Source organism: Kitasatospora sp. NPDC001683 (assembly GCF_053596495.1).
In genome coordinates, this window is record NZ_JBSFGK010000017.1 from 65941 (window position 1) to 89509 (window position 23569).

Here is a 23569-nt window from a genome sequence, read left to right on the forward strand (position 1 = left end):
GAACGCGTTCAACGACTTGAACGCGTTCAACCTAGCGCTCCGACCGTCCCGGCGAAAGCCCGGGGTGCGGGTCGTCGCCGGACGGGCCCTCCCGTCCCGGCAGGGTGCAGCACACCTGCCAGCCGGACGGACCGAGCGGGCCCGAGGTCAAGGTGCCGCCGTGGGCGGTGGCCCGGGCCGCCAGGCCGGCCAGACCGGTACCGCCCGCGCCTGGGCGGCGGCGCAGCCGGGGCCCGCGGGTGGCCGGTCCGCCGTTGTCGCCGACGGTCACCCGCACCGCGCGGCCGTCCGGCTCGGGGGCCACCCGGACCGTCACCGCGGTGGCCTGCGGGGCATGGCGACGGACGTTCGTCAGGGCCTCCAGGACGACGGCGTACGCGGTGGTTTGGGCCTCGGCGCCGAGCAGTTCGACGGCCTCCGGGGCGAGGTCGACGGTGGCCCGCGGGCCGCCCATCGCGGCGAAGCGGGTCACCAGGTCCGGCAGGTCGGCCAGGCCGAGGCGGCGGGTGGTTCCGGCCGCCTCCTGCTGCTCGCGCAGGGCGCCGACCATCTCGTCCATCGAGTCGAGGGCGCGCAGCCCCGCCTCCTCCAGCCGGCGCAGCAGTGCCGTGGTCTCCTCCGCTTCCTGGCCCGGGAGTTGACCGGCCTGGGCCTCCAGCACGATGCCGGTGATCTCGTGGGCGACGAAGTAGTGCAATCCCCGGGCGACTTCGAGCCGCTGCTCGCGCCTCGCCCGGGCCACGGCCCGTTCCCGACGGGCGTCCAGGACGCGCAGGTAGAGGCTCGCCCCGGCGATCCCGAGCACCGGCAGCAGGGAGAACAGCACGCCGGTCACCGGCCCGGCCGCTCCGCCGTGCGGCGTCCGGAGCGCGAACCGCAGCGGCAGCACCGCGGCGGCGAGCCCGACCAGTCCGCCGATCGGCCCGGCCCAGCGGTCGGGCAGCCTGCGCACGGCCCGGAACAGCACGCCGAGCAGCGCGAGCCATTCGAACGGCAGCCAGAACGCGGGCAGCCGGTAGGGCCCCGGGTAGCACAGGTCCACCGACAGCGAGGCTCCGGCGGCGGCGACGGCCGCAGCGGTGAGCGTGACCCGGCCGAGCGGCCAGGGCAGCAGCGCCACCACCGCGGCGAGTGCGGCCGTCAGGGCGAGCAGCAGGGCCGCGCCGTGGTCCCCCGGGTGCGCGAGCGCGACGGGCGCGAGCAGCAGTAGGGCGGCGGCGAGGGCGGGCCAACGCCGGGATCGGGATCGAGCCCGGTCGGGGCGGGTCAGCGGGTCGGTACGCACACCGCCGAGCCTACGGGCAGCTCTCCCGGGGGAGGCGGGGCTCCTCCCCGTGGAGGAGGCAACTCCCCTCCGCAGCGGGAGGTTTGCCCGGGCCGTCCGCGCCAGACTCGATGCCGTCGGAACAACCACCCGCACGGGAGGACGAATCAGCATGAACCGCCGTCTCGCCACCACCGCGGCCGCGCTCTGTCTCCTCGCGGCGACGGTCGCCACCGCCGCCCCGGCCTCCGCCGGTGAACCGGCCGCTTCGGGGGCACCGGCCGTTTCGGGGGCACCGGCCGCTTCGCCGGAAGCGGTCGCCGCCGGCAACGCGTCGGTGGGCCTGCACGGAAGTGGCAACACCGTCCTCGACTCCAGGTTCAGCACCTTCGAGGGCGACCCGGTCCAGCTCACGATCGACGCCCGCGCCGACACCCTCAAACCCCTGGAGACCACCCGCGGCCACTTCCACGTCCGCCACGTACACACCGACGGCCGGCTGGTCGCCGACTTCGAGGGGGACATCACCTGCCTGGCCGTCGGCGGCCGGGAGGCCATCGCCACCGGCGTGGTCACCAAGGGCGAGGCGCCGTGGTTCCCGGGCCGACCCGTCGTCGGCCAGAAGGTGGCGCTCTCCGTGGAGGACGACGGCCGGCACGGGGACCGGATCGGCTGGGTCTGGGGCTTCTTCGGCGCACCGGTCTCGGACTGCCAGGGCACGGTACCGTTCATCCGCACGACCGGTGGCGACTTCACCGTGCGCGGCTGACCACCGCCCGACCAGGGACTTCCGGTGTCCGACCGGGCCGGGGTGTCACCACCCGCCCGATCCCCGGACGCCACGGAGGCCCCGATGCTCCTCGACCGCCCGACCACACCAGGGCCGACCGAAGCCGGCGCGGGGTCCAACGACCGCACAGGGGACGGCCGTTGAACCCCGCGCCCGAGCAACCGCCGCCCCCCTCGCCCGAACTCCCGCACCCCGACTACGCCCGACTCGCCGCCGTCGGCCCGTACTTCGCGCTCGACACCTCCGCCACCGGGACCCCGCCGCCCGGCTTCCGCCCACTGCCGGAGCTCTACGGCACCGGCCCGGACGCCCCGCTCGCGGCCCGGGTCCGGGTGGTGGCACAGCGCCTGGGCACGGCCGAACTGCGGGTCGCCGCCTCGATCCTGCACCTCGGACTGGCCGCCCGGTTCTGGTCGGTGGGCGTCGGCTCGGCCGTCCTGCTGGGGACGGTCCCGTCCTTGGAGCACGCCTGGGTACGGATCCCGGACCAGGGGCCGATCGATCTCTGGACGCCACCGGAACCGGTCCGCCCCGCCGCCGGTCCGCTCGTCGATCAGCTCCACCAGGCCGTCCTGATCGGCCAGTTGGAGCCACTGGCCGCAGCAGTGCGCGCCGCCGTACCGCTCTCGGCGCGCCTGCTGCGCGGCAACGCCGCCTCCGCGCTGGCCGGGGTGCTCCGGGTCCTGGGCTCCCAAGCCTCGCTCCCAGCCTCGGAGTTGGTCGCACAGCTGCTGGACCGTCCGCCGTTGACGGGCTCCGGCACGCTGCTCACCGGCTCGCGCGGGGCGGCGTTCCGACGGACGAGCTGTTGCCTCTACTACCGGATCGGGCCGGGCGCGGGGCTCTGCGGGGACTGCTGCTTCACCCGGCCGCCGGCCCGGCGGCAGCCGAGCAGCTGAGCAGCCGAGACCCTGCACGAACGGGCCCGCGCCCGGCTTGTCCAAGGCCGGGCGCGGGCCGCCGATCCCCACCCGGCGCCGATGCCCATCGCGCCGGGTGAAGCCTCCGAGGTCCCGCCGTCGAACGGTCCTCAGACCGCGACCGCCTCCTCCATCTCCTCCTCGGCCTCCGCCGGCGTCTCCACCGGACGGCGTCCGCGGCCCTCGTGCATCGCCGCCGCCACCAGGGCCGCCCCGCCCAGGAGCAGCCAGACCAGCAGGGTCACTACGTGCCCGCCGAGGCCGGCGCCGCCGTCGAAGTACAGGATGCTGCGGGCGCCCTCCAGGTAGCCGGCGCCGGTCCAGAAGCCGTGCAGGGTTCCGAAGAAGCCGTTCTGCAGCTCGGGCCGGTAGACGCCACCGGAGGAGGTGAAGTTGAGCATCACGAAAAGCACCATCAGCGCGAGCGTGGTCCACTTCTTCAGGAAGCCGTGCAGGCCGATGCCGATCAGCACGATGCCCGCGGAGTAGAGCCAGCCGAGCGCCCAGATCGCGGCCTGGTCGTGGTCGACGACGTGGAAGAGCGGCCCGGCCGTGACGATCCCGATCACGCTGACCACCAGCGAGACCGCCAGGCCGACCAGTGCCCTGATCCACAGGCTCAGCCCGGCACCGGCGGCGCCGATCGCCGCGACGCTGGCGTAGGAGCCGATGCTCAGCGCGACCAGCAGGAAGAACAGGCCCTGACCGGTCGGGTCACCCTTGGCGAGGGTGGTGAGGTCGGTGACGTGCAGCGGGACGCCCTGCTTGTCGGTGACGTTGGTGAACACCGCCGTGGCGGCCACCACCGAGGTGTCCGAGTTGCCCTTGGCCACGATCAGTTCGGGGTTCCTGGCGTCGGACACGAAGGCGCCGACCAGGTCGCGGTCGCGCAGTAGCCGCTCGGCGGCGGCGCGGTCGTCGACGGTGCGGACGTCGAGCGCGTCACCGGCCTTGCCCTGGATCGTCTGGGCCAGCCCGTGCGCCTGGGGGCCGGCTCCGACCACGGCGACCTTGAGGTGGTGGGGCTCCGGCTGGTGGAAGGCGCCCTGGTAGGCGAGGGCCATGCCGAGGCACATCAGCAGCGGGGTGAGCAGGTGGACGGCGAGGTGCTTGAGCGAGTGCCCCAGGGTGGGCGCTGCGGCGGGGGTCTGGGGTGTGCTCATGGCGTTCGTACCGTCCTCCGGCAAACTCTTCCGATCAAGGTGGCAAATGCAACCAATTCAGGTGGCAAATGCAACCATCTATGGATGTAGCTTACAACTATCCGACAGCGACCGGAAGCCGGGGCCTGCCTCATCCGGTGCAGCACCGGCCCCCGGCCGGTCCGGCACGGCCCCCATCAGGCCCAGCACAGGCCACCCAGCCGGTCCGGCACCCACCGAACGGCCGCTCAGCCCAGCTCGAACACCCCGTACGAGAACCCGTCCGCCCGCAGTTCGCCGTCCACGATCCGGACGCCCCGCACCTCCAGCGGCCGCGCGCCGTCCACCTCCAGCGGCCGCACCGCGCCCACCGCGCCCACGGCGCCCGTCAGCCGGACCGCCCCCGGCTCCCGACGCGGGTTCACGGCCACCAGGTACCGCCCGGACCGGGTGTACACCAGCGGGTAGCCGGCGTGCCGCACCTCCACCCCGCCGGACGCGCCCAGCCCCGGGTGGGCGCGGCGCAGCGCGATCAGCCGCCGGACGGTGTGCAGCAGCGACGTCGGGTCGGCGCGCTGGGAGAGCACGTCCGGGCGCCGCGGGTCCGGGTCCAGCGGCGGGTAGAGCCGCTCGGGCGGCGCGGCGGAGAACCCGGCCGAGGGGCCCGGCGTCCACTGCATCGGGGTCCGCGAGCCCGCCCGGTTGTAGCGCGGCCCGAGCACGCTGCCCTCGACGTCCGGCAGCCCGGGCAGGTAGCGCATCCCGATCTCGTCGCCGTAGTACACGGCGGGCAGGGTCGGCCAGGTGAACAGGAAGGCGAAGGCGGGGGCGAGTTGCTCGCCGGAGCGCGGGCCGGTGGCGAGCCGGGAGAAGTCGTGGTTGGCGGTGGGCAGGACGATGTGCCCGTTGCCCTCGGTGAGTTCGGCGGCGCAGCGCCAGGCGTCCAGGAAGGTCCGCGGGGTGCCGCGCCCCTCGGCCTCGAAGTAGCACGGGCCCTGCTGCCAGAACTCCTCGACCGTTCCGGCGCCGTTGTTCCAGAGCGAGCGCAGCGGAAGGCCCTGGTCCTCCCCGCCGAAGTGCAGGAAGAAGTCCGCGTGGAACCCGGCCGCGACGGCGGCGGCGGGCTCGCCCCACTCGGCGAACAGCGCGGCCTCGGGGTGGGTGCGGTCCAGCCAGTCGCGCAGTTCGGTCCAGAGTTTGGCGGTCTCGACCCGGCCCGGGTCGTCCTTGACCAGGGAGTACGCCATGTCCACCCGGAAGCCGGCCACGCCCAGGCCGAGCCAGTGCGCCATGATCCCGCGCAGCGCCGCCCGGTTGGCCCGCGGCCCCTCGGCGTCCACCGGCTGGCGCCAGGGCTCCTCGGAACTGCCGCGTGCATAGCCGAAGTTGAGGGCGGGCTGACAGTCGAAGAAGTTCGGTCGGTACCAGCCCGGGCGGCTCCCGGGCGAGGCGACGAAGCCGTCCACCTGCCGGTCCGACCAGATGTAGCGGTGGTCGGCCGGATCCTCGGCGGCGGCCAGGAACCAGGGGTGGCGGTCGGAGGTGTGCCCGGCGACCAGGTCCAACAGGATCCGGATGCCCTTGCGGCGGGCGGCCTCGACCAGCGCGACGAGGTCCTCGGTGCGGCCGTAGCGCGGGGCGGGGGTGAGGTAGTCGGTGACGTCGTATCCGGCGTCGCGGAACGGCGAGGCGAAGCAGGGGGTGAGCCAGACCGTGTTCACGCCGAGCCAGCAGAGGTGATCGAGGTGCTCGGCGATGCCGGCGAAGTCGCCGATGCCGTCGCCGTCGGAGTCCGCGAAGGTCTGCGGGTAGATCTGGTAGAGGACGGCGTCGGCCAGCCAGTCGGGGCCGGGGCGGGTCGAGGTCATGGGGTGGGTCCTCCTACCGGGTCCGGGGGCCGTGCGGGCCGAGAGCCGAGCGGCCGGCTGAGCCGGGCTGAGCCGGGTGCCACCGATTCTCGTCCAATCCCGGCCGCCCCGACAGCCCGCCGCACACCTTCACGGAACCGCCGCCGTACCCGCGCGCCGAACTCCCCCGACCCGCTACGCCCCCGCCGCGCAGGCCCGGGTGAACGCCCGGGCCCGCCGGGTGATCTCCGCCCAGTCCCCCGCCTCGACCGCCGACGGCGGCACCACGTCCGTCCCCGCGCACACGGCGAGCGCCCCATGCGCCAGGAACTCGGCCGCGGTGCCCGCGTTCACCCCGCCGGAGGCCACCAGCGGCACGTCCGGGTACGGGCCGCGCAGGTCCTTGAAGTAACCCGGGCCGAACGACCGGGCGGGGAAGATCTTGACGGCCGCGGCGCCCAGGTCGACCGCCCGGGCCACCTCGGTCGGGGTGAGGGCTCCCAGCACCACCGGCACCCCGCGGGTCCGCGCAGCCTGCGCGACCTCGGGCCGGCAGCCCGGGGTGACCAGGAAGGACGCCCCGGCGTCGATCCCCCGCTCGGCCTGCTCGGCGGTCAGCACCGTCCCGACCCCGACCCGCCAACCGGCCTCAGCCGCCCGTACCAGATGAATCCGACACCTCCGGTGTGGTGTGGGTGAATTCGGTGAAGTTGATGCCGCCCTCGGCGAGTGCCCCGGTCGATGCCGTCCGCGAGCGCCCGGTCGACCAGCTCCAGCGGCTCGCCGGCCCGGCCCCGGTTGACGCCGAAGTTCATCGTGGCGTGGGTCAGGTGCAGCGCGCAGCCGGAGCGCCGGGCGATCTCCACCATCTCGGCGTATCCCTCCAACGCCCCGCGCCCGTAGGAGCGTTGGTGCGGTGCGTGGAAGCCGCCGTAGGCCGCGACCACCGGGCACAGCTCGACCAGCTCGGCGGTGTCCGCGTACATCCCGGGGGTGTAGCTGAGACCGCTGGACGTGCCGACCGCTCCCTGCAGCAGGCTCCGCGCCAACACCTGCCGCATCCGGTCGAGTTCGACCGGGGTGGCCGGGCGGTTCTGCCAGCCCATGACGAGCATCCGCAGCGAGCCGCGCGGGACCAGGTAGCAGGCGTTGACGGCGGGCCGGGTGCGGTCGATCCGGTCCAGGTAGCCGGCGACGTCCCGCCAGTCCCAGCCGAGGTCCGCCGGATCGCCGTTCCAGCCCGCGAGTTGGCGGCGCAGCGCGGGCAGGGTGGTGTCCTCCACCGGGGCGTAGGACAGGCCGTCCCGGCCGAGGACCTCGCAGGTGACGCCCTGGGTGACCTTGGCCGGGTGCTCGGGCTCGAGCAGCAGGGCGAGGTCGGAGTGGGCGTGCATGTCGATGAAGCCGGGGGTGAGCACCAGCCCGTCGGCGTCCACCGTCGACGGCCCGCCCAGGCCCGCGCCGATCTCGGCGATCAGCCCGTCGGCGATCCGGACGTCCGCGCGGTAGCGCTCGGCGCCGGTCCCGTCGACCACCGTCGCCCCCTCGAAGACGGTTCCTCCGAAGGCGTTGCCTCCCGCCGGCGCACTGTCCGGCCTTCCGGCATCAGAAGAAGGTCCTGACCAGCCCGGTGACCTTCGGCTCGGCGGCGTCCGCGGAGTCCAGCACCGGGATCGCCGTCCACTTGTCGAAGGCCGTGCACGGGTGCGAGACGCCGAGCCGCAGCACCGCGCCGATCGGCGCGAGGTCGCCTGCGTCGCGGAGGAAGGCGTGCTGGTCGTTGAGCGCCGTGATCCGTGCCGTCGTGCCCGTCAACTCGGCTCCGTCGCGTACGCGTTGCGGCTCGGGCAGGCCGTCGTCGAAGGGCAGGTCGCGCTTTCCCGCGTCCAGCAGCGCCAGTTGCGGCTCCGGCCGGGAGGCCACCCGGGCCCAGCCGTGCAGCGCACCGCGGAACGGGGCGTCCGCGCCACCCCGGGCGAGCGGCGAGATGCCCCGGTAGAAGCCGTCGTCGTGGGCGATGTACGCCCCCGAGCGCAGCACCACGAAGGCCTCCGGCAGGGCGGCCAACTCCTCGACCACCAGGTCGAAGTAGGCACTGCCGCCGGCCGACACCACCGGTGGCACACCGTCCGGATAGGCGTCGGCGAGCCGGCCGTGCAGCTCCCCGAGCGCCTTGAGGTAGCCGCGCACGGTGGCCAGCCCCTCCGCCGTGGCGTCGTGCGCGAGGGCGCCCTCGTACCCGCCGACGCCGGCCAGCCGCAGGGTCGGCGCGCGCAGCACGGCGGCGGCGACCTCGACGGCCGCGTCCACGCCCCGCGCGCCGGTCCGCCCGCCCGGGCCGCCGAGTTCGACCAGCACCTCGACCGGCCGTTCGGCCCCGGCGGCGCGCAGCGCCTCGTCCATCAGCCGTACGCCCTCGGTGGAGTCGGTCCAGCAGAGGAAGGCGAAGTAAGGGTCGGCGGTCAACTCGGCGGCGAGCCAGGCGAGTCCGGCCGGGTCCAGCAGGGTGTTGGCGAGCAGGATCCGCTGGACGCCGAAGGCCCGGGCGACGCGCACCTGCGGCAGGTTGGCGAGGGTGATGCCGTGGCTGCCGGCGGCGAGTTGGGCCTGCCAGAGCGCGGGCGCCATGGTGGTCTTGCCGTGCGGGGCGAGGGCGACGCCCGCCTTGGCGCACCAGTCGGCCATGGTGCGGACGTTGTGGTCGAGCGCGGCGCCGTCGAGGGTGAGCAGCGGGGTGCCGAGCGAGGAGAGGGTGGGCCCGGTGGCGAGCCACTCCCGGACGGTGCGCCCCCAGCTCTCCGGCGGGGCGGCCTTGAACCGCCAGTCGAGGGTCTCGTCGGCCAGGGCCGCCACCGCCCCCTCGGCGATCCCCGGCCCGGCCGCGCTGCTCGCGAAGACCCTTCCGCCCGAGAAGGCACTGTCGCCCGCGAAGGTCTGCTCCACCGTCTTCCTCCATCCGTGTTGCAACATGCGCAACGAGGGTTGCACATGCTGGCAGCACGGTTCTAGCTTCGGCGCCGGATCACGGTCAACGGACCCCATGGACGGTCGAACCGAGTCGGACCGCACGCCAGCGAACGGCCGCACCCACGGAACGGCCGCACCCCACGGAACGCGGACGAGGAGGCCGGCAGACGCCGCGACAGGACACCCGGGAGCGCGATCGCCCCGGCCCTCCCCCGACGGCCGTGTGCGTGGGCGAGTCGATGGCCGTCCTGCTGCCCGACCGCCCGGGCCCGCTGGAGGCCGTGGAGACGACCTGGGTCCCGGCCGCAGCCGGCTGCACTACCACCGGCGCGGCTCCGCGGCCGCCGCGCTCTCCCCCGCCCTGCTCACCGATCCGGCCGCCGCCGCGCTGCTGGCCGGCGCCCGCCTGCTGCACCTGTCCGGCATCACCGCCGCGCTCTCCGACGGCTGCCTGGCCCTGCTGCGTGCCCTGCTGGCCGACCGCCGCCCGGGTCGGCTGGTCAGCTTCGACCTCAACTGGCGCCCCGCGCTCTGGCAGGAACGCGACCCGGCCGTGCTGCCGTCGCTGCTGGACGCCGCCGATCTGCTGCTGCTCGGCACCGACGAGCCCGCCGCGCTGCGCCGCCGTTTCCCCTCCCCCGCCACCGTGGTGGTCAAGGACGCCGCCTTGGTGGTCACCGCCCCCGCCGACCTCGCCCGCGCCACCCCCGACCCGCTGGCCCGCCACGAGGCCGCGCTGCTCACCCCACCTGGCCGACGGCCACGCCGACGCCCTCGGCCTGCTCACCGGCCTGCTCGACCCGGCCCTGCTCACCCACCACCCGGACGTCCGCCCGCTCGCCCTGAACCGCCACGGCGTGGTGTTGCGTCTGGACCACCCGCACAGCCACCGCGACGTCCGCCTGGTCTTCCCCGAACCCGCCTGCGACACCGAGGACTTCGGCCACCGGATGCACGAGCTGCTCACCGCCGCCCAGCACGGCCCACCGGCGCCATCCCGACCACCCGGCCCAGCCCGTGTGAGACGTACCCGTAGAACGCCCCGGCCGCCGTGACGTGCCGGTTCATCGCCACGTACCCGAGCGAGGACACCGTGAGCACCACGGTCGCCAGGGGAAGGCGCCGGAAGACGGCAGTGGCCGGCCCGGCTGCACGAGGGAGGTGTCCCGTGCAGCCGGGCCGGCCGTGGGCGTGTCCCGCGCCCATGTCCACCGCCGCGGCGATCACCCGGTCGAGCGGTCACCCGACATGACCATCCCGGAGGATCGATTCGCCCCGCGGCAGCGGTGGTCCCTGGAACCCGGTGGGGTCAGAGCGCGACGCCGTGCGCCCGCAGGTAGGTGACCGGGTTGATGTCCGAGCCGTAGTTCGGACCGGTGCGGATCTCGAAGTGCAGGTGCGGGCCGGTCACGTTGCCGGTGGCGCCGGAGAGGCCGAGCTGCTGGCCGACGGTGACGGCCTGACCGACCTTCACGCGGATCACGGACAGGTGCGCGTACTGCGCGTACTTGCCGTCGGCGAGCTTGATCTCGACCTGGTTGCCGTAGGCGCCGCCGTTGCCGGCCTGCACCACGACGCCGTTGGCGACCGCGCGCACCGGGGTGCCGGTGGAGCAGACGAAGTCCTGGCCGGTGTGGTGGCCGGAGGCCCACATCGTGCCGGCCACGCCGTAGGCCTCGCCCAGCACCGGCTTGGCCAGCGGGGCGACGAAGCCGGCGGTGACGGCGGCCGGAGCGGCCGCGGGAGCGGCGGCGACGACCTGGGCGACCGGCGCGGCGGCGACGACCTGGACGGCCGGAGCGGCCGTGGCCTGCCCGCTCATCGCGGTCACCAGCGGCAGGACGAAGGAGGCACCGGCCACGGCGGTGGCGAGGCCGATGCGGGCGGCACGGGGCACGGCGACACGGGGCAGGACGAAACGGCGAGCCTGTGCAGGCATGGGATTTCCTCTCCGACGCCTGCGAGGTGAGCTGTCGGGTTCGGGCTGGAGTTGCCCGGCCGCATGCGCGGCTTCACCCCGAGCCGGTCCTGGACGTCCGCGCTGAAAGCGCGAACTCCGGTCCGGCGACTTACCTGTGGGTCCCCCGCTCCTGCCGTACAGAGCTCAGTTCGAACCACCGGGCAGCGGCAGGACTCGGCGTTCCACCCGGCGGGTCCGTCCGGACTGGCCGGGCGGTCGCTGAACTAAAACTCATCCGTTCGGGTGAAGCAATGTCGATCTCTCGAACCGGCGGCCGATCCCCGGAACCCGGTGACCGTCCGAATGATCCGCTACACCGTACGTGCACAATCCATTCACCCGGTGCCACTGATCCACGACCCTGCGCCGATCCCGACCCCACTGCGCGACCGTCCGTGCACTCCCCGCCACCGGTCGACACACCGTCCGGTGACCCTTGTCACGTATGCCGCAACGGGCGCAGGATCGGGCTCGTGGCCACCTCTGAAGCCGGCTCCCTGCGCCTGGGCACCGCGCAGGGACGCTGGGTACTGCTCGCGACGGTGCTCGGCTCCAGCATGGCGATGCTCGACGGCACCGTGGTGAACGTCGCCCTGCCCCGGATCGGCACCGACCTCGGCGCCTCCCTCGCCTCCCTGCAATGGACCCTGAACGCCTATCTGCTCACCCTCGCGGGCCTGATCCTGCTCGGCGGGGCGCTCGGCGACCGCTACGGGCGGCGCCGGGTCTTCCTGATCGGCGTGGTCTGGTTCGCCGCCGCCTCGGCGGCCTGCGCCGCCGCCCCGACCATCCACGTGCTGATCGCCGCCCGCGCCGTCCAGGGCATCGGCGGCGCGCTGCTCACCCCGGGCTCGCTCGCCATGCTCCAGGCCGTCTTCCACCCGGACGACCGCTCGGCGGCGGTGGGCCTGTGGTCCGGCCTGGGCGGGGTGTCGGCGGCCGTCGGCCCCTTCCTCGGCGGCTGGCTGGTGGACGGGCCCGGCTGGCGCTGGATCTTCCTGCTGAACCTGCCGCTGGCCGCCGCCGTGATCGCGGTCACCTCCCGGTACGTCCCGGAGAGCCGGGACGAGTCCGCCACCGGCCGCTTCGACGTGCCCGGCGCCCTGCTCGCCGCGCTCGCCCTCGGCGCGATCACCTACGCGCTCACCGCCGCCGGGGAGGGCCTGTCCCCCGGTGTCTGGGTCAGCGGCGCGCTCGGCCTGCTGCTCGCCGCCGCCTTCGTGGCCGTCGAACGGCGGGCGCCCGATCCGATGCTGCCGCTCGGGCTGTTCTCCTCCCGGCTGTTCACCGCCGTGAACCTGGTCACCCTGTGCGTGTACGCGGCGTTCAGCGGGGTGTTCTTCCTGCTGGTGGTGCAGCTGCAGATCGTCTCCGGCTTCTCGCCGCTGGTCTCCGGCTTCGCCCTGGTGCCGATCACGCTGTTGATGCTGACCCTGTCCGCGCGCGCCGGGCGCCTCGGCAAGCGGATCGGCCCGCGCATCCCGCTCACCGTCGGACCGCTGCTGTGCGCCGCCGGGGTGCTGCTGATGCTGCGCACCGGCCCCGGCTCCTCCTACTGGGTGGACGTGCTGCCCGCGGTCGCGGTGATGGGCTGCGGGATGACGCTGCTGGTCGCGCCGCTGACCGCCACCGTGCTGGCCGCCGTCGAGGTGCGGCACGCGGGCATCGCCAGCGGCGTCAACAACGCCGCCGCCCGGGCGGCCGGCCTGCTCGCGGTCGCCGCCCTCCCGGCGATGGCCGGACTGAGCGGCAACGCCTACCGGGTGCCGTCCTCGGTGGACTCCGCCTTCCACACCGCGATGCTGATCTGCGCGGGCCTGCTGGCCGGTGGCGGACTGATCGCCTTCGTCACCGTCCGGGGCAACGTGCTCGCCCCCGAGGAACAACCGGTGGCCGAGCCGAACTGCGACTGGTCCTGCGCCACCACCACCCCGCCGCTCGACCCCGGCCACTCCCGGACGCCCGAGGGCCCCGCCACCGGAACGGCGGCAGGGCCCTCGTCGGAAATCTGAGGCCGCGTCAGAGACTGCTCCTGTTTAGAGGATGGCGCCCGGCGCGTACTTGGCCGCCTCCGGGTAGGCCGCCGCGACGTCCTCCACCTGGCGGACGATCTCGGCGACCTGGGCCCCGGCCGCCCCGGTGAAGGACAGCTTGTCGGCCAGCAGCGCGTCCAGCGCGGCCCGGTCCAGCGGGATCCGCTCGTCGGCGGCGAGGCGGTCCAGCAGCTCGTTCTCCCGGCCGCCCGCGCGCATCGCCAGCGCGGAGGCGACGGCGTGCTCCTTGATCACCTCGTGGCCGGTCTCCCGGCCGACCCCCGCGCGCACCGCACCCATCAGCACCTTGGTGGTGGCCAGGAACGGCAGGTAACGGTCCAGCTCGGCCTCGATCACGGCCGGGAAGGCGCCGAACTCGTCCAGGACGGTCAGGAAGGTCTCCAGCAGGCCGTCGAAGGCGAAGAAGGCGTCCGGCAGCGCGACCCGGCGCACCACCGAGCAGGAGACGTCGCCCTCGTTCCACTGGTCGCCGGCCAGCTCGCCGGTCATCGAGGCGTAGCCGCGCAGGATGACGGCCAGTCCGTTGACGCGCTCGCAGGAGCGGGTGTTCATCTTGTGCGGCATCGCGGAGGAGCCGACCTGGCCCTCCTTGAAGCCCTCCGTGACCAGCTCGTGGCCGGCCATCAGGCGGATGGTCTTGGCCAGGCTGGACGGCGCGGCGGCCAGCTGTACGAGGGCGGTGAGCACCTCGAAGTCCAGCGAGCGGGGGTAGACCTGGCCGACGCTGGTCAGCACGTTGTCGAAGCCGAGGTGCGCGGCGACCCGGCGCTCCAGCTCGGCCAGCTTGTCGGTGTCCCCACCCAGCAGGTCCAGCATGTCCTGGGCGGTGCCGACCGGGCCCTTGATCCCGCGCAGCGGGTAGCGGGCGATCAGCTCCTCCAGGCGGCGGAAGGCGACCAGCAGCTCGTCCGTGATCGACGCGAAGCGCTTGCCCAGGGTGGTGGCCTGCGCGGCCACGTTGTGCGAGCGGCCGGCCATGACCAGCTCGGAGTGCTGGGCGGCCAGGCCGGCCAGGCGCACCAGGACGGCGACCGTGCGGTCCCGGACGTGCTCCAGGGACTGGCGGATCTGCAGCTGCTCGACGTTCTCGGTCAGATCCCGGGAGGTCATGCCCTTGTGGATCTGCTCGTGGCCGGCGAGCTCGCTGAACTCCTCGATCCGGGCCTTCACGTCGTGGCGGGTGATCCGCTCACGGGCGGCGATCGAGCCGAGGTCGACCTGGTCGATCACCCGCTCGTAGTCGGCGACGGCGTCGGCCGGCACCTCGACACCGAGGTCCTGCTGGGCCTTCAGGACGGCGAGCCACAGGTGGCGCTCGAGGACCACCTTGTGCTCGGGGGACCACAGCTGGGCCAGGGTCGCCGAGGCGTACCGGGAGGCCAGGACATTGGGGATCTGGGGCTTCGCGCTCACGCTTCGCAAGCCTAACAGCCGAGGTCACGCCGAACGTCGGCGGATGGGGTACGCTGGGCCGGTTCAACGCCCATCGGAATGCGCCCCGCAAACTTCTCACCGCAAGGATACCACACCGATGAACGGAACACCAGCGGAAGCCCCACTCGCCGAAGCGCTGCGCACCGAACAGGCCCACCTCGACCGGCTCTACACCCACCTGGACGCCGCCCGGGAGCGGGCCCGCCGCACCAGCGACGGCGCCCACGTCGGCGCGGCGGCGGGCGGCACGCACCAGGCCCGGCTGGAGCGCGAGGTCCGCGCCCGCGAGGCCGAGCGCCACGCCGCCCGGCTCGACGCGGTGGAACGCGGCCTCTGCTTCGGCCGCCTCGACGAACGCGACGGCACCGTCCACTACATCGGCCGCACCGGCCTGACCGACGAGGCGTACGAACCGCTGCTGCTCGACTGGCGCGCCCCCGCCGCCCGCCCGTTCTACACCGCGACCCCCGCCGCCCCGGGCGCCGTGGTGCGCCGCCGCCACCTGCACACCGAGGGCCGCACCGTCACCGGCCTGGACGACGAGGCGCTCGACCTCGCCGGGCTGGACGAGTCCGACCGCCGCGCCCTGGTCGGCGAGGCCGCCCTGCTCGCCGCGCTCGCCCGCGAGCGCACCGGCCGGATGGGCACCGCCGTCGCCACCATCCAGGTCGAGCAGGACCGGGTGATCCGCTCCCCGTTGCCCGGCGCCCTGGTCGTCCAGGGCGGGCCCGGGACGGGCAAGACCCTCGCCGCCCTGCACCGCGCCGCCTACCTGCTGTTCACCCACCGCGCCGCGCTGGAGCGCCGCGGCGTGCTGGTCATCGGCCCCACCGCGGGCTTCCTGCGCTACATCGAGGAGGTGCTGCCCGCCCTCGGCGAGACCGAAGTGGTGCTGCGCACGGTCGGCGAGCTCTTCCCCGACGTCACCGCGACCCACCGCGACACCCCCGCCACGGCCGTCGCCAAGGGCGGCCCGTGGATGGCAGAGGTGCTCCAACTGGCCGTCGCCGCCCACCAGTCGGCGCCCACCGAGGGCATCGACCTGGGCGAGGGGCTGCGCCTCTCCGCCCGTGCCTGCGCCCAGGCCCGGGACGCCGCCCGCGGCCTACGGGCGCCGCACAACCGGGCCCGCACCCACTACCTGCGCACCCTGCTGGACGCCCTGGCCATCGCCCAGGCGCTCTCCCTCGGCCGCCCGTACGACGAGGAGGAGGCGCACTACGCACCCCGCGAGCTGTGGGCCCGGAAGGACGTCCGCGCCGCGCTCGACCCGCTCTGGCCCGCGCTCACCCCGCAGCAACTCGTCGAACGGCTGCTCACCGACCGGGAGTTGCTCACCGAGATCGCCCCCGAGCACGCGGCCGCCCTGCTCCGCCCGCCCGGATCGCCCTGGACGGTCGAGGACGTCCCGCTGCTGGACGAGGCCGCCGAACTCCTCGGTGAACTCCGCCCGGCGGACCGCACCGAGGCCCGGGACCCGAAAGAAATCGCCTTCGCGCAGGGCGTGTTGACCATCACCGGGCAGACCGACGACGCCCTGCTGGACGCCGCCGCCCTGGCCGACCGGTTCCAGGAGGACGGCCCGTACCGCTCCACCGCCGAACGCGCCGGCGCCGACCGCACCTGGGCGTACGGCCACGTCGTGGTGGACGAGGCGCAGGAGCTCTCCGCGATGGCCTGGCGCACCGTCCTGCGACGCATCCCGACCAACTCGCTCACCATCGTCGGCGACCTCGCCCAGACCGGATCGCCCGCCGGCGCCCGCAGTTGGGCCCAGATGCTCGACCCGCACCTGCCCGGCCGCTGGCGCGAGGAGCGGCTCACCGTGAACTACCGGACGCCGGCGCCGATCATGGCCCTCGCCACCGCCGTGCTGCGCACGGCCGCCCCCGGGCAGCAGCCCCCCGAGTCCGTCCGCCCGGGCACCGAGCGGCCCCGCGCCATCCCCGTCCCGGACCGCGACTTCGCCGCCGCGCTGGCCGAACTGCCCACGCCCGTCGGCACCTTGGGCGTCATCGCGGCGGACGGCACGGCACCGGAACTGGGCGCGCTGACGGTCGCGGCGGCCAAGGGCCTGGAGTTCGACAACGTCGTGGTGGTCGAGCCGGCCGCGCTCGCCCCGCGGGACCTGTACGTCGCGCTCACCCGCGCCACCCGCACGCTCACCCTGCTGCACCACCGGCCGCTGCCACCGGAACTCGCCGGGGCACTCTGAGGCCGGGGCACTCCGAGCACGGGCGAACGGGCGGCCCGCCAGGGCCTACTGCTGCGCGCCGCCCGTCCGGCCGGCCAGCACCGGCAGGACCTGCCCGCAGATCGAGTGCAGGGCGATCCGCTGCTCGTCGGTCATCGCCTCGAAGGCCTGGTGGGTACGGGCCATCTCGCTGCGGATGCGGCCCAGGATCTCCCGGCCCTCGGCCGTGATCACCACGATCTTCACCCGGCGGTCACCGGCGGCCGCCTCCCGGTTGGCCAGGCCCAGCGACTCCAGCCGGTCCACGATCCCGGTCACGTTCGACGCGTCGCAGCCCAGCCGCCCGGCCAGCGCCCGCATCGGCACCGGCTCCTGCACCGCACCCAGCGCCTTGGCCTGCGAGGAGGACAGCCCGTGCCGGGCCGCGGCCGCCGCGAAGTCCTGGAAGTACGCGGCGCCGACGGCGGCCAACGCCTCCATCAGCTCGGCGTTGGTCGGTACGGTCGTCGTCGAGGTCGAACCCATGGGGCCAGCGTACGACCGAGTGCTTCAGTAACTCAAGCTTTGACCACGGCAACCGTCCGCGAGCCACCTCACACTTCCGCCCGGAGCACGTCCGCGGTCAGAGCACCAGCTGGTCGAACAACCGCCGCAGCTCGGTGTCCGGGTCCGCGGTCAGCCCGGTGTGCACCGGACCCGGCTGGATGATCGCGCTGCGCGGCGCGGTCAGCCAGCGGAACCGCTGCCCGGGGCTGTCCGCGGCCGCCGGACCGGCGTGCGGACCGCCCAGGCAGACCGCCTCGATCCCCTGCAGCGCCCGGCGCACCCCCTGCACGTCCGCCACCGGGTCCAGCGCCAGCAGCCGGGCCTGGTCCAGATGGGTGCGCGCCGCCAGGTGCGCGCTCTGCCGGCAGTACAGCAGCACCCCGACGTTGACGCACTCGCCCCGCTCGACCCGCGGCACCGCCCGGATCACGGCGTACTCGTAGTCGTACAGCTCGACGACGGCCGGCAGCGCGGCCGACAGCGGCTCGGTCATGCGGGCACCTCCGGCAGCCAGTCCCGCGGACCGGCCAGTCGCTCGGTCAGCTGGGTGCGGTACGCGGCGCGCACCTCGTCGGGCGAGTCGAAACCGAACTCGTCCACCAGCCACACCTCGGGAATCTGCGCCACGGCAGCCTCCACGGCCGCCTCCGCGAGCGGCGCGAGCGCCTTGTCCGCGGCCGCCAGGTCCGGCTGGGCCCGCAGCAGCGCGTGGTCGGACGCGTCGTACGGGCGGCGCACCCAGCCGGCGGCGCCGGCCCAGTTGTGGTGGAAGATCAGGCTCGCGCCGTGGTCGATCAGTCGCAGCCCGCCGGTCGCCACCAGCAGGTTGGGGTTGCGCCAGGAACGGTCGACGTTGCCGATCAGCGCGTCGAACCAGAGGACCTGCCCGGCGAGTTCGGGGTCCACCTCGAAGCAGAGCGGATCGAAGTTGAGCGCGCCGCTGACGAAGGCCATTCCCAGGTTGGTCCCGCCGCTGGCCCGCATCTGGTCCTGGATCTGGTGGTCCGGCTCACTGCGCGCGAGCACCGGGTCCAGGTCGATCGTCACCAGCTCAGGCACCGGCAGCCCGAGCCGCCGCCCCAACTCACCGGCCAGCACCTCCGCGACCAACGCCTTCCGGCCCTGCGCCGCGCCGACCCATTTCAGCGCGTACAGCCGCCGGTCGTCGGCCTCGACCAGGCCCGGCATCGAGCCGCCTTCTCGCAGTGGCGTCACATACCGGACCGCCGTCACCTCGGGGAGCACGCCCGACAGCTTATCGGTGCACCACCCATCAACGTACGCACCAGGCCCCCGCGCCGAATGCCCACCCCTCGCACCCCACCTGCACCCCTCCCCTCCCCTCCGGCTCCTCGCACCGCCCCGCCCCAGTGGCAGCCCCCGCTGCCCCCCACTCCGCCCGGCCCCCACTCCCCCTCGCACCCCACCTGCACCCCTCCCCTCCCACTCCTCCCACCGCCCCGCCCCAGTGGCAGCCCCCGCTGCTCCGTGCGAGTGTGGCGGACAGTAATGGGGACCTTCCGGTACGACCTGCACGACATAAGGGATGAGCGATGGAACGACCTCGGATCCTGATCGTGGGCGGCGGCTTCGCAGGCCTGGAGTGCGCCCGCCGCCTCGAACGCAAGCTCTCGCCGTCGGAGGCCGAGATCACGCTGGTCACGCCGTTCAGCTACCAGCTCTACCTCCCCCTCCTCCCCCACGTCGCCGCCGGCGTCCTCACCCCCCAGTCCGTGGCCGTCTCCCTGCGCCGGACCCTGCGCCGCACCCACATCGTCCCCGGCGGCGCCATCGGGGTGGACCCGGCCTCCCGGGTGTGCGTGGTCCGCAAGGTCACCGACGAGGTGATCGCCCTGAAGTACGACATCCTGGTGCTCGCCCCCGGCAGCGTCACCCGCACCTTCGACATCCCCGGCCTCACCGACTACGCCCGCGGCATGAAGACGCTCGCCGAGGCGGCCTACGTCCGCGACCACGTCATCGCCCAACTCGACCTCGCCTCGGCCACCTTGGACCAGCGGGAGCGCGAGTCCCGGCTGCAGTTCGTGGTGGTCGGCGGCGGCTACGCGGGCACCGAGACGGCCGCCTGCCTGCAGCGCCTCACCACCGCCGCGGCCCGCCGCTACCCGCGTCTGGACGCCAGCCAGATCAAGTGGCACCTGATCGACATCGCCCCCAAGCTGATGCCCGAGCTCGGCGAGGCGCTGGGCACCGCCGCCCTGGAGGTGCTGCGCGAGCGCGGCATCGAGGTGTCGCTGGGCGTCTCGGTGGCCGAAGTCGGCGCCGAGACGGTCAAGTTCACCGACGGCCGGGTGCTTCCCTGCCGCACCCTGATCTGGACGGCCGGCGTGGCCGCGAGTCCGCTGATCGGCACCCTGGACGCGGAGACGGTCCGCGGCCGGCTCGCCGTGACGGCGGAGATGCGGGTGCCGCAGTTCGAGGGCGTGTTCGCGCTCGGTGACGCGGCCGCCGTCCCGGACCTCGCCAAGGGCGACGGCGCGGTCTGCCCGCCCACCGCCCAGCACTCGGCCCGCCAGGGCCGCGCGGTGGCCGACAACGTGATCGCCTCGCTCCACAACCAGCCCCTGGAGCCGTACTACCACAAGGACCTGGGCCTGGTGGTCGACCTCGGCGGCAAGGACGCGGTCTCCAAGCCGGTCGGCGTCGAACTGCGCGGCGTGACAGCCCAGTTGGTGGCCCGCGGCTACCACCTGATGGCGATGCGCACCAATGTGGCCAAGCTCCGGGTGGGCGCGAACTGGCTGATGAACGCGACCGCCGGAGACGACTTCGTCCGCATCGGCTTCCTCGCCCGCCAGCCCGCCCGACTGCAGGACTTCGAGTACACCGACGCCTACCTGACCCGGGACCAGGTGCGCGCCCACGCCCAGTCCCTGCTCGCCAAGGGCTGAGCGGACGCAGGGCACTTGGGCGCCCCGCCGCGGAGGAACACCGCAGCGGGGCGCCATCACCTGTGCGGCCGTCAGCGCGCGACCAGGTACATCCCACTCGCGTCCCGCCCCGCCGTGTTCCGGCAGGCGTAGTCGCCGCTGCTCTGCCCCCACAGCAGGGTCAGGCAGCGCCCGAGCGCCAACTGCCCGTAGTAGTCGGGGTGCATCGACTCCTGCAACACTCCCTGGGTGGTGTTGAAGCCGCCGTCCAGGAACCGCGCCCACTCACTGGTGGTCGCGGACGGACCGGTGCTCGCGGTCGGCTGCTGGGTGGCCGTGGAGCAGACCTCGCGGCCCTGCAACATGTTGGAGAGGTCCAGGAACTGCACGCCCTTGCTGGCCGCGACCCCGGCGAGCGCCGTGGAGATCTGCGGCACCATCGAGTCGCGCGCCCAGTCGGCGTCCGCGTCCCAGAACGGGCAGCCGCCGGTGTTGGAACGGCTCCAGCCGCTCTCCGGATAGCGCATCTCGGCGCTGCGCGGGATCGGCGACGGGTACGACTGCAGGACCAGCCGGTAGTCCGACTGCGCGTAGCCGGCGTCGGACATGACCGCGCGGATCTCGTCGATCGCCTTGCCGACGCCCGCCATCGCGGTCGGCATCTTCGAATCGATCGCCGACTGCTGCGAGTCGTGGCAGTAGCTGTACCAGATCAGGTAGTCCTGGACGCAGTTCGAGATGACGCTGGCGAAGCCGAGGTCGTTGCCCCCGATCGACAACGTGATCAGCTTGATGTTGTTCTGTGCTGCCACGGTGGCCAGTTGGTCGGCCTGCGGGGCCTCGCCCTTGTACGCCTGGCCACCGTTGGAGGCGCGGAAGATGTTCGTGGTGACGGCCCCGGAGCAGGCCAGGTTGATCTGCTTCTGCGCGACGGTCGAGGCCCCGAGCACCTCGGCGACGTCCGAGCGGTCGCACCCGTTGGCGGCCGTCGCGCCGTAGATCAGACCGGGGTCGTACGAACTGCCGGTCCAGGCCCGGTCGGTGCCGGTCCGACTGCCGCCGGAGTCGGCGGAGTTGCCCTTCCAGCGGCCGGCCTCACCGGAGATGTAGCTGTCTCCGAGCGTCACGCTGGCGGTCGGTCCGCTCGGGATGGTGGCGGCCCGGGCGGGCGTCGCGGCCAGCAGATCACCGGCCAGCAGACCGCCGGTGGCGAGCGGGAGGGCGAGGGCTGCGCTGAGCAGCCGTCGGACGAGTCCAGGGGTGCTGCTGATGATGCTCGAACCGTTTTCGGGCACGGCGGAACTCCTGCGGCTCGGTCTCCCCGCGTGTGGGGGCGGGAAGACGCGTGTGGGGGTGGACCGCCGGCCGGTGGCGCGATGAAGATGACATGCACGCCTTGGTTACCGCTAGGTATCTGCACCGGGTTTCCGCTTTGTTACCAACGGGTTCGGAGCGAACAGCGGGCCCCGGCCCAACCGGGCTCACACCCGGCGGGGCTCACGCCAGCGGGATTCACACCAGCCGGGACCCTCCCCCGCCCGAGCCCAGCACCTCCGCCAGGTCCTCCGCCAACCGCCGCGACTGCGCGGCCTCCAGCCGCGCCGTGGTGAACCGCAGCCCGGGCGGCGACTGGATCCGGTACCGCGCGCCGGGCGCCGCCACCCACCCGCGCTGCACCAGCGCCGCCAGCGCCGAGGTCTCGTCCGGCACCGGCACCCAGACGTTCAGCCCGCTCTCCCCGTGCGCCTCGATGCCGCGCGCCGCCAACTCCCCCAACAGCGCGTCGCGTCGCGCCCGGTAGGCGGCGGCCACGGTCGCGGCCGGTGCCGCGTCGGCGCGCCACAGCTCGACGACGGTGCGCTGCAGCACGTGGCTGACCCAGCCCGCACCCAGCCGCAGCCGTCCGGCCACCCGGCCGACCGTCTCCTCGTCGCCGACCATCACCGACACCCGCAGGTCCGGCCCGTACGCCTTGGCCGCCGAACGCACCACCGCCCAGTGCCGGGGCCCGGCGCCGACCAGCGGGTGGTACGGCTGGTCGACCATGCCGTGCCCGTGGTCGTCCTCGATCAGCAGCACCCCGGGGTGCCCGGCCAGGACGGCCCGCAGCGCCGCGGCCCGGCGCGCGGTGAGTGCCGCACCGGTCGGGTTCTGCGCCCGGCTGGTCACCACCACCGCCCGGGCGCCCTCGGCCAGCGCGGCGGCCAGTGAGTCCGGCAGCAGGCCCTCGTCGTCCAGCCGGACCGGCGCGGGCCGCAGCCCCATCGCGGGCAGCAGGTCGAGCAGGCTGCCCCAGCCCGGGTCCTCGACCGCCACCGCGTCGCCGGGGCGCAGCCAGGCCCCGAGGGTGCGCTCGACGGTGTCCAGCGCGCCGGAGGCGACGGCGATCGGGCCGTGCAGCCCGTCGGCCGCGAAGGAGGTGCGGGCGAGCTCGAGCAGTCCGGCGTCGATGCGCGGGTGCCCGTAGAGCACGGGCTCGGCCCGGGCGGCCTCGGCGGCGGCCGCGAGGGCCGGGGCGAGGTCGGGCAGCAGGGCCGGGTCGGGGTTGCCGGTGGACAGGTCGCGGGCGTCGGCGGGGACGGGGACGCGGATCTGGTCGCGGGGGGTGAGTGCGGGCCGGGGGAGGATCCGGCTGCCCTTGCGGCCGGCCGTCTCGATCACGCCGCGGTCGCGCAGCAGCCGGTAGGCGGCGGCCACGGTGTTGGGGTTGACGCCGAGTTCGGCGGCGAGGTCGCGCAGCGGGGGCAGCGCGGTTCCGGGTGCGAGCTGCCCGCTGCTCACGCCCTGTTCGATGTGGGCCGCGATTTCGCTGGCGCGTCGCCCTTTCAGCGGATAGTCTCCTAGCACAAAGAAGATTATGCACTAGTACATAGAGGTTGTCATGTCGACCACGCCGACGAACGCCGGTGACGCCACCTACTCCCGGACCCCGCGCACCACCCCCACCCGCTACAAGGACCGCGCCACCTGGGAGCAGGACGCCATCCACGCCATCCTCGACGAGGCCTACGTCTGCCACCTCGGCTTCGTCGCCGATGGCGCCCCCGTGGTCCTGCCGACGATCTTCGCCCGGGTCGGCAGCCGGCTCTACGTCCACGGCTCCACCGGCAGCCGCCCGATGCGCGGCGCCTCCGGCGAGCAGGGCATGCAGGTCTGCGTCACCGTCACCCACGTCGACGCCCTGGTGCTGACCAAGTCCGCGTTCAACCACTCGGTGAACTTCCGCTCGGTGGTCGCCCACGGCACCGCGTACCAGGTCAGCGACCCCGAGGAGCTGGACGTCGCGCTGGCCGCCCTGGTCGACCACGTCGTCCCCGGCCGCTCCGGCGAGATCCGCCCGGCCAACCCCAAGGAGCTCGCCGCCACCGCCGTGCTCCGGCTGGAGCTGGACGAGGTCTCGGCCAAGACCCGCGCGGACGGCGCCGACGACGACCCGGAGGACGCCGACCTGCCCCACTGGTCCGGGATCGTCCCGGTCACCACCGTGCACGGCACGCCCGAGCCGTACGACCAGAACGTCCCGCTCCCCGCGCACATGCGCGTCTTCCCCCGCTGAGGGA

General features: G+C 74.1%; 18 protein-coding genes, 3 pseudogenes and 1 riboswitch. Of the genes and pseudogenes, 7 read left to right on the top strand and 14 right to left on the bottom strand.

The features are described 5' to 3' along the window. Positions 1 to 31: 31 nt before the first annotated feature. Positions 32 to 1285, bottom strand: coding sequence for a sensor histidine kinase (locus ACWCYO_RS12140; protein ID WP_449784175.1), 1254 nt, complete (start codon positions 1283 to 1285; stop codon positions 32 to 34). Between the two features lie 151 nt (positions 1286 to 1436). On the opposite strand from ACWCYO_RS12140, the gene ACWCYO_RS12145 reads away from it, so the two are divergent. Then, on the top strand, positions 1437 to 2033 hold the full coding sequence (locus ACWCYO_RS12145; protein ID WP_449784176.1) for a hypothetical protein: 597 nt from the start codon (positions 1437 to 1439) through the stop codon (positions 2031 to 2033). Positions 2034 to 2194: 161 nt separating this feature from the next. Continuing rightward, positions 2195 to 2953: a (2Fe-2S)-binding protein gene (locus ACWCYO_RS12150; protein WP_449784177.1), complete on the top strand. Its 759-nt coding sequence runs from the start codon at positions 2195 to 2197 to the stop codon at positions 2951 to 2953. Between the two features lie 131 nt (positions 2954 to 3084). Here the strand turns inward: ACWCYO_RS12150 and ACWCYO_RS12155 are convergent, their stop codons facing one another. The 5 genes and pseudogenes from ACWCYO_RS12155 to ACWCYO_RS12175 form a co-directional block, all read right to left on the bottom strand. Then, positions 3085 to 4137: a hypothetical protein gene (locus tag ACWCYO_RS12155; RefSeq protein ID WP_449784178.1), complete on the bottom strand. Its 1053-nt coding sequence runs from the start codon at positions 4135 to 4137 to the stop codon at positions 3085 to 3087. A 227-nt stretch (positions 4138 to 4364) separates the two neighbouring features. Next, a complete protein-coding gene (locus tag ACWCYO_RS12160; protein WP_449784179.1) occupies positions 4365 to 5984 on the bottom strand; it encodes an alpha-amylase family glycosyl hydrolase in 1620 nt (539 codons plus the stop codon). A 174-nt stretch (positions 5985 to 6158) separates the two neighbouring features. Continuing rightward, positions 6159 to 6584, bottom strand: coding sequence for a bifunctional 4-hydroxy-2-oxoglutarate aldolase/2-dehydro-3-deoxy-phosphogluconate aldolase (locus ACWCYO_RS12165; protein WP_449784180.1), 426 nt, complete (start codon positions 6582 to 6584; stop codon positions 6159 to 6161). A 116-nt stretch (positions 6585 to 6700) separates the two neighbouring features. Beyond that, positions 6701 to 7498: pseudogene (locus ACWCYO_RS12170) on the bottom strand (N-acyl-D-amino-acid deacylase family protein); the annotation flags it as partial. A 70-nt stretch (positions 7499 to 7568) separates the two neighbouring features. Continuing rightward, positions 7569 to 8906 carry an amino acid deaminase gene (locus ACWCYO_RS12175; protein ID WP_449784181.1) on the bottom strand — a complete coding sequence of 446 codons (1338 nt, stop codon included), beginning with the start codon at positions 8904 to 8906 and terminating at the stop codon, positions 7569 to 7571. Between the two features lie 263 nt (positions 8907 to 9169). On the opposite strand from ACWCYO_RS12175, the pseudogene ACWCYO_RS12180 reads away from it, so the two are divergent. Continuing rightward, positions 9170 to 9832 (top strand): annotated as a pseudogene (locus tag ACWCYO_RS12180) (hypothetical protein); the annotation flags it as partial. A 61-nt stretch (positions 9833 to 9893) separates the two neighbouring features. Here the strand turns inward: ACWCYO_RS12180 and ACWCYO_RS12185 are convergent. Together ACWCYO_RS12185 and ACWCYO_RS12190 are read right to left on the bottom strand one after the other, a co-directional pair. Next, the gene (locus ACWCYO_RS12185) at positions 9894 to 10034 is read right to left on the bottom strand and encodes a hypothetical protein (protein WP_449784200.1); all 141 of its coding nucleotides are present in this window, start codon (positions 10032 to 10034) and stop codon (positions 9894 to 9896) included. Between the two features lie 205 nt (positions 10035 to 10239). Then, a pseudogene (locus tag ACWCYO_RS12190) lies at positions 10240 to 10605 on the bottom strand (M23 family metallopeptidase); the annotation flags it as partial. Between the two features lie 265 nt (positions 10606 to 10870). Then, positions 10871 to 11045: riboswitch (cyclic di-AMP (ydaO/yuaA leader) on the bottom strand. Positions 11046 to 11363: 318 nt separating this feature from the next. Here ACWCYO_RS12190 and ACWCYO_RS12195 point away from each other — a divergent pair. Then, entirely contained in the window at positions 11364 to 12902 is a 1539-nt protein-coding gene (locus tag ACWCYO_RS12195) for an MFS transporter (protein ID WP_270141747.1), read from the top strand. A 24-nt stretch (positions 12903 to 12926) separates the two neighbouring features. Here the strand turns inward: ACWCYO_RS12195 and purB are convergent, their stop codons facing one another. Beyond that, a complete protein-coding gene (gene purB / locus ACWCYO_RS12200; protein ID WP_270141748.1) occupies positions 12927 to 14366 on the bottom strand; it encodes an adenylosuccinate lyase in 1440 nt (479 codons plus the stop codon). 109 nt (positions 14367 to 14475) lie between these two features. Here purB and ACWCYO_RS12205 point away from each other — a divergent pair, with 109 nt between their 5' ends. Continuing rightward, complete coding sequence (locus ACWCYO_RS12205; RefSeq protein WP_449784182.1) at positions 14476 to 16593, top strand: HelD family protein; 2118 nt, start codon at positions 14476 to 14478, stop codon at positions 16591 to 16593. Positions 16594 to 16638: 45 nt separating this feature from the next. On the opposite strand, the gene ACWCYO_RS12210 is transcribed toward ACWCYO_RS12205, so the two are convergent. The 3 genes from ACWCYO_RS12210 to ACWCYO_RS12220 form a co-directional block, all read right to left on the bottom strand. Beyond that, positions 16639 to 17097: a MarR family winged helix-turn-helix transcriptional regulator gene (locus ACWCYO_RS12210; RefSeq protein WP_270141752.1), complete on the bottom strand. Its 459-nt coding sequence runs from the start codon at positions 17095 to 17097 to the stop codon at positions 16639 to 16641. Between the two features lie 97 nt (positions 17098 to 17194). After that, complete coding sequence (locus tag ACWCYO_RS12215) at positions 17195 to 17611, bottom strand: DUF3037 domain-containing protein (RefSeq protein ID WP_270141754.1); 417 nt, start codon at positions 17609 to 17611, stop codon at positions 17195 to 17197. Further along, positions 17608 to 18363 (bottom strand): HipA family kinase, encoded by a 756-nt coding sequence (locus ACWCYO_RS12220; protein WP_449784183.1) that lies wholly within the window; start codon positions 18361 to 18363, stop codon positions 17608 to 17610. The genes ACWCYO_RS12215 and ACWCYO_RS12220 overlap by 4 nt, the downstream gene beginning before the upstream one ends. 308 nt (positions 18364 to 18671) lie before the next feature. Between ACWCYO_RS12220 and ACWCYO_RS12225 the strand changes: the two genes are divergently transcribed. Further along, positions 18672 to 20030: an NAD(P)/FAD-dependent oxidoreductase gene (locus ACWCYO_RS12225; protein WP_270141760.1), complete on the top strand. Its 1359-nt coding sequence runs from the start codon at positions 18672 to 18674 to the stop codon at positions 20028 to 20030. A 71-nt stretch (positions 20031 to 20101) separates the two neighbouring features. Here ACWCYO_RS12225 and ACWCYO_RS12230 read toward each other — a convergent pair whose 3' ends face one another. Next, positions 20102 to 21304 (bottom strand): GDSL-type esterase/lipase family protein, encoded by a 1203-nt coding sequence (locus ACWCYO_RS12230; protein WP_270141763.1) that lies wholly within the window; start codon positions 21302 to 21304, stop codon positions 20102 to 20104. 217 nt (positions 21305 to 21521) lie between these two features. After that, positions 21522 to 22856, bottom strand: a complete 1335-nt coding sequence (locus ACWCYO_RS12235) for an aminotransferase class I/II-fold pyridoxal phosphate-dependent enzyme (protein WP_449784184.1) — start codon at positions 22854 to 22856, stop codon at positions 21522 to 21524. A 34-nt stretch (positions 22857 to 22890) separates the two neighbouring features. Between ACWCYO_RS12235 and ACWCYO_RS12240 the strand changes: the two genes are divergently transcribed. Further along, positions 22891 to 23565 carry a pyridoxamine 5'-phosphate oxidase family protein gene (locus ACWCYO_RS12240; RefSeq protein WP_270141766.1) on the top strand — a complete coding sequence of 225 codons (675 nt, stop codon included), beginning with the start codon at positions 22891 to 22893 and terminating at the stop codon, positions 23563 to 23565. The last annotated feature ends 4 nt before the right edge of the window (positions 23566 to 23569 follow it).

Excerpts from the sequence above, each read along its gene's own strand:
- ACWCYO_RS12160 (WP_449784179.1), bottom strand. The coding sequence starts at position 5,984 with ATGACCTCGACCCGCCCCGGCCCCGACTGGCTGGCCGACGCCGTCCTC.
- ACWCYO_RS12145 (WP_449784176.1), top strand. The coding sequence starts at position 1,437 with ATGAACCGCCGTCTCGCCACCACCGCGGCCGCGCTCTGTCTCCTCGCG.
- ACWCYO_RS12155 (WP_449784178.1), bottom strand. The coding sequence starts at position 4,137 with ATGAGCACACCCCAGACCCCCGCCGCAGCGCCCACCCTGGGGCACTCG.
- ACWCYO_RS12240 (WP_270141766.1), top strand. The coding sequence starts at position 22,891 with ATGTCGACCACGCCGACGAACGCCGGTGACGCCACCTACTCCCGGACC.
- ACWCYO_RS12205 (WP_449784182.1), top strand. The coding sequence starts at position 14,476 with ATGAACGGAACACCAGCGGAAGCCCCACTCGCCGAAGCGCTGCGCACC.
- ACWCYO_RS12210 (WP_270141752.1), bottom strand. The coding sequence starts at position 17,097 with ATGGGTTCGACCTCGACGACGACCGTACCGACCAACGCCGAGCTGATG.
- ACWCYO_RS12225 (WP_270141760.1), top strand. The coding sequence starts at position 18,672 with ATGGAACGACCTCGGATCCTGATCGTGGGCGGCGGCTTCGCAGGCCTG.
- ACWCYO_RS12215 (WP_270141754.1), bottom strand. The coding sequence starts at position 17,611 with ATGACCGAGCCGCTGTCGGCCGCGCTGCCGGCCGTCGTCGAGCTGTAC.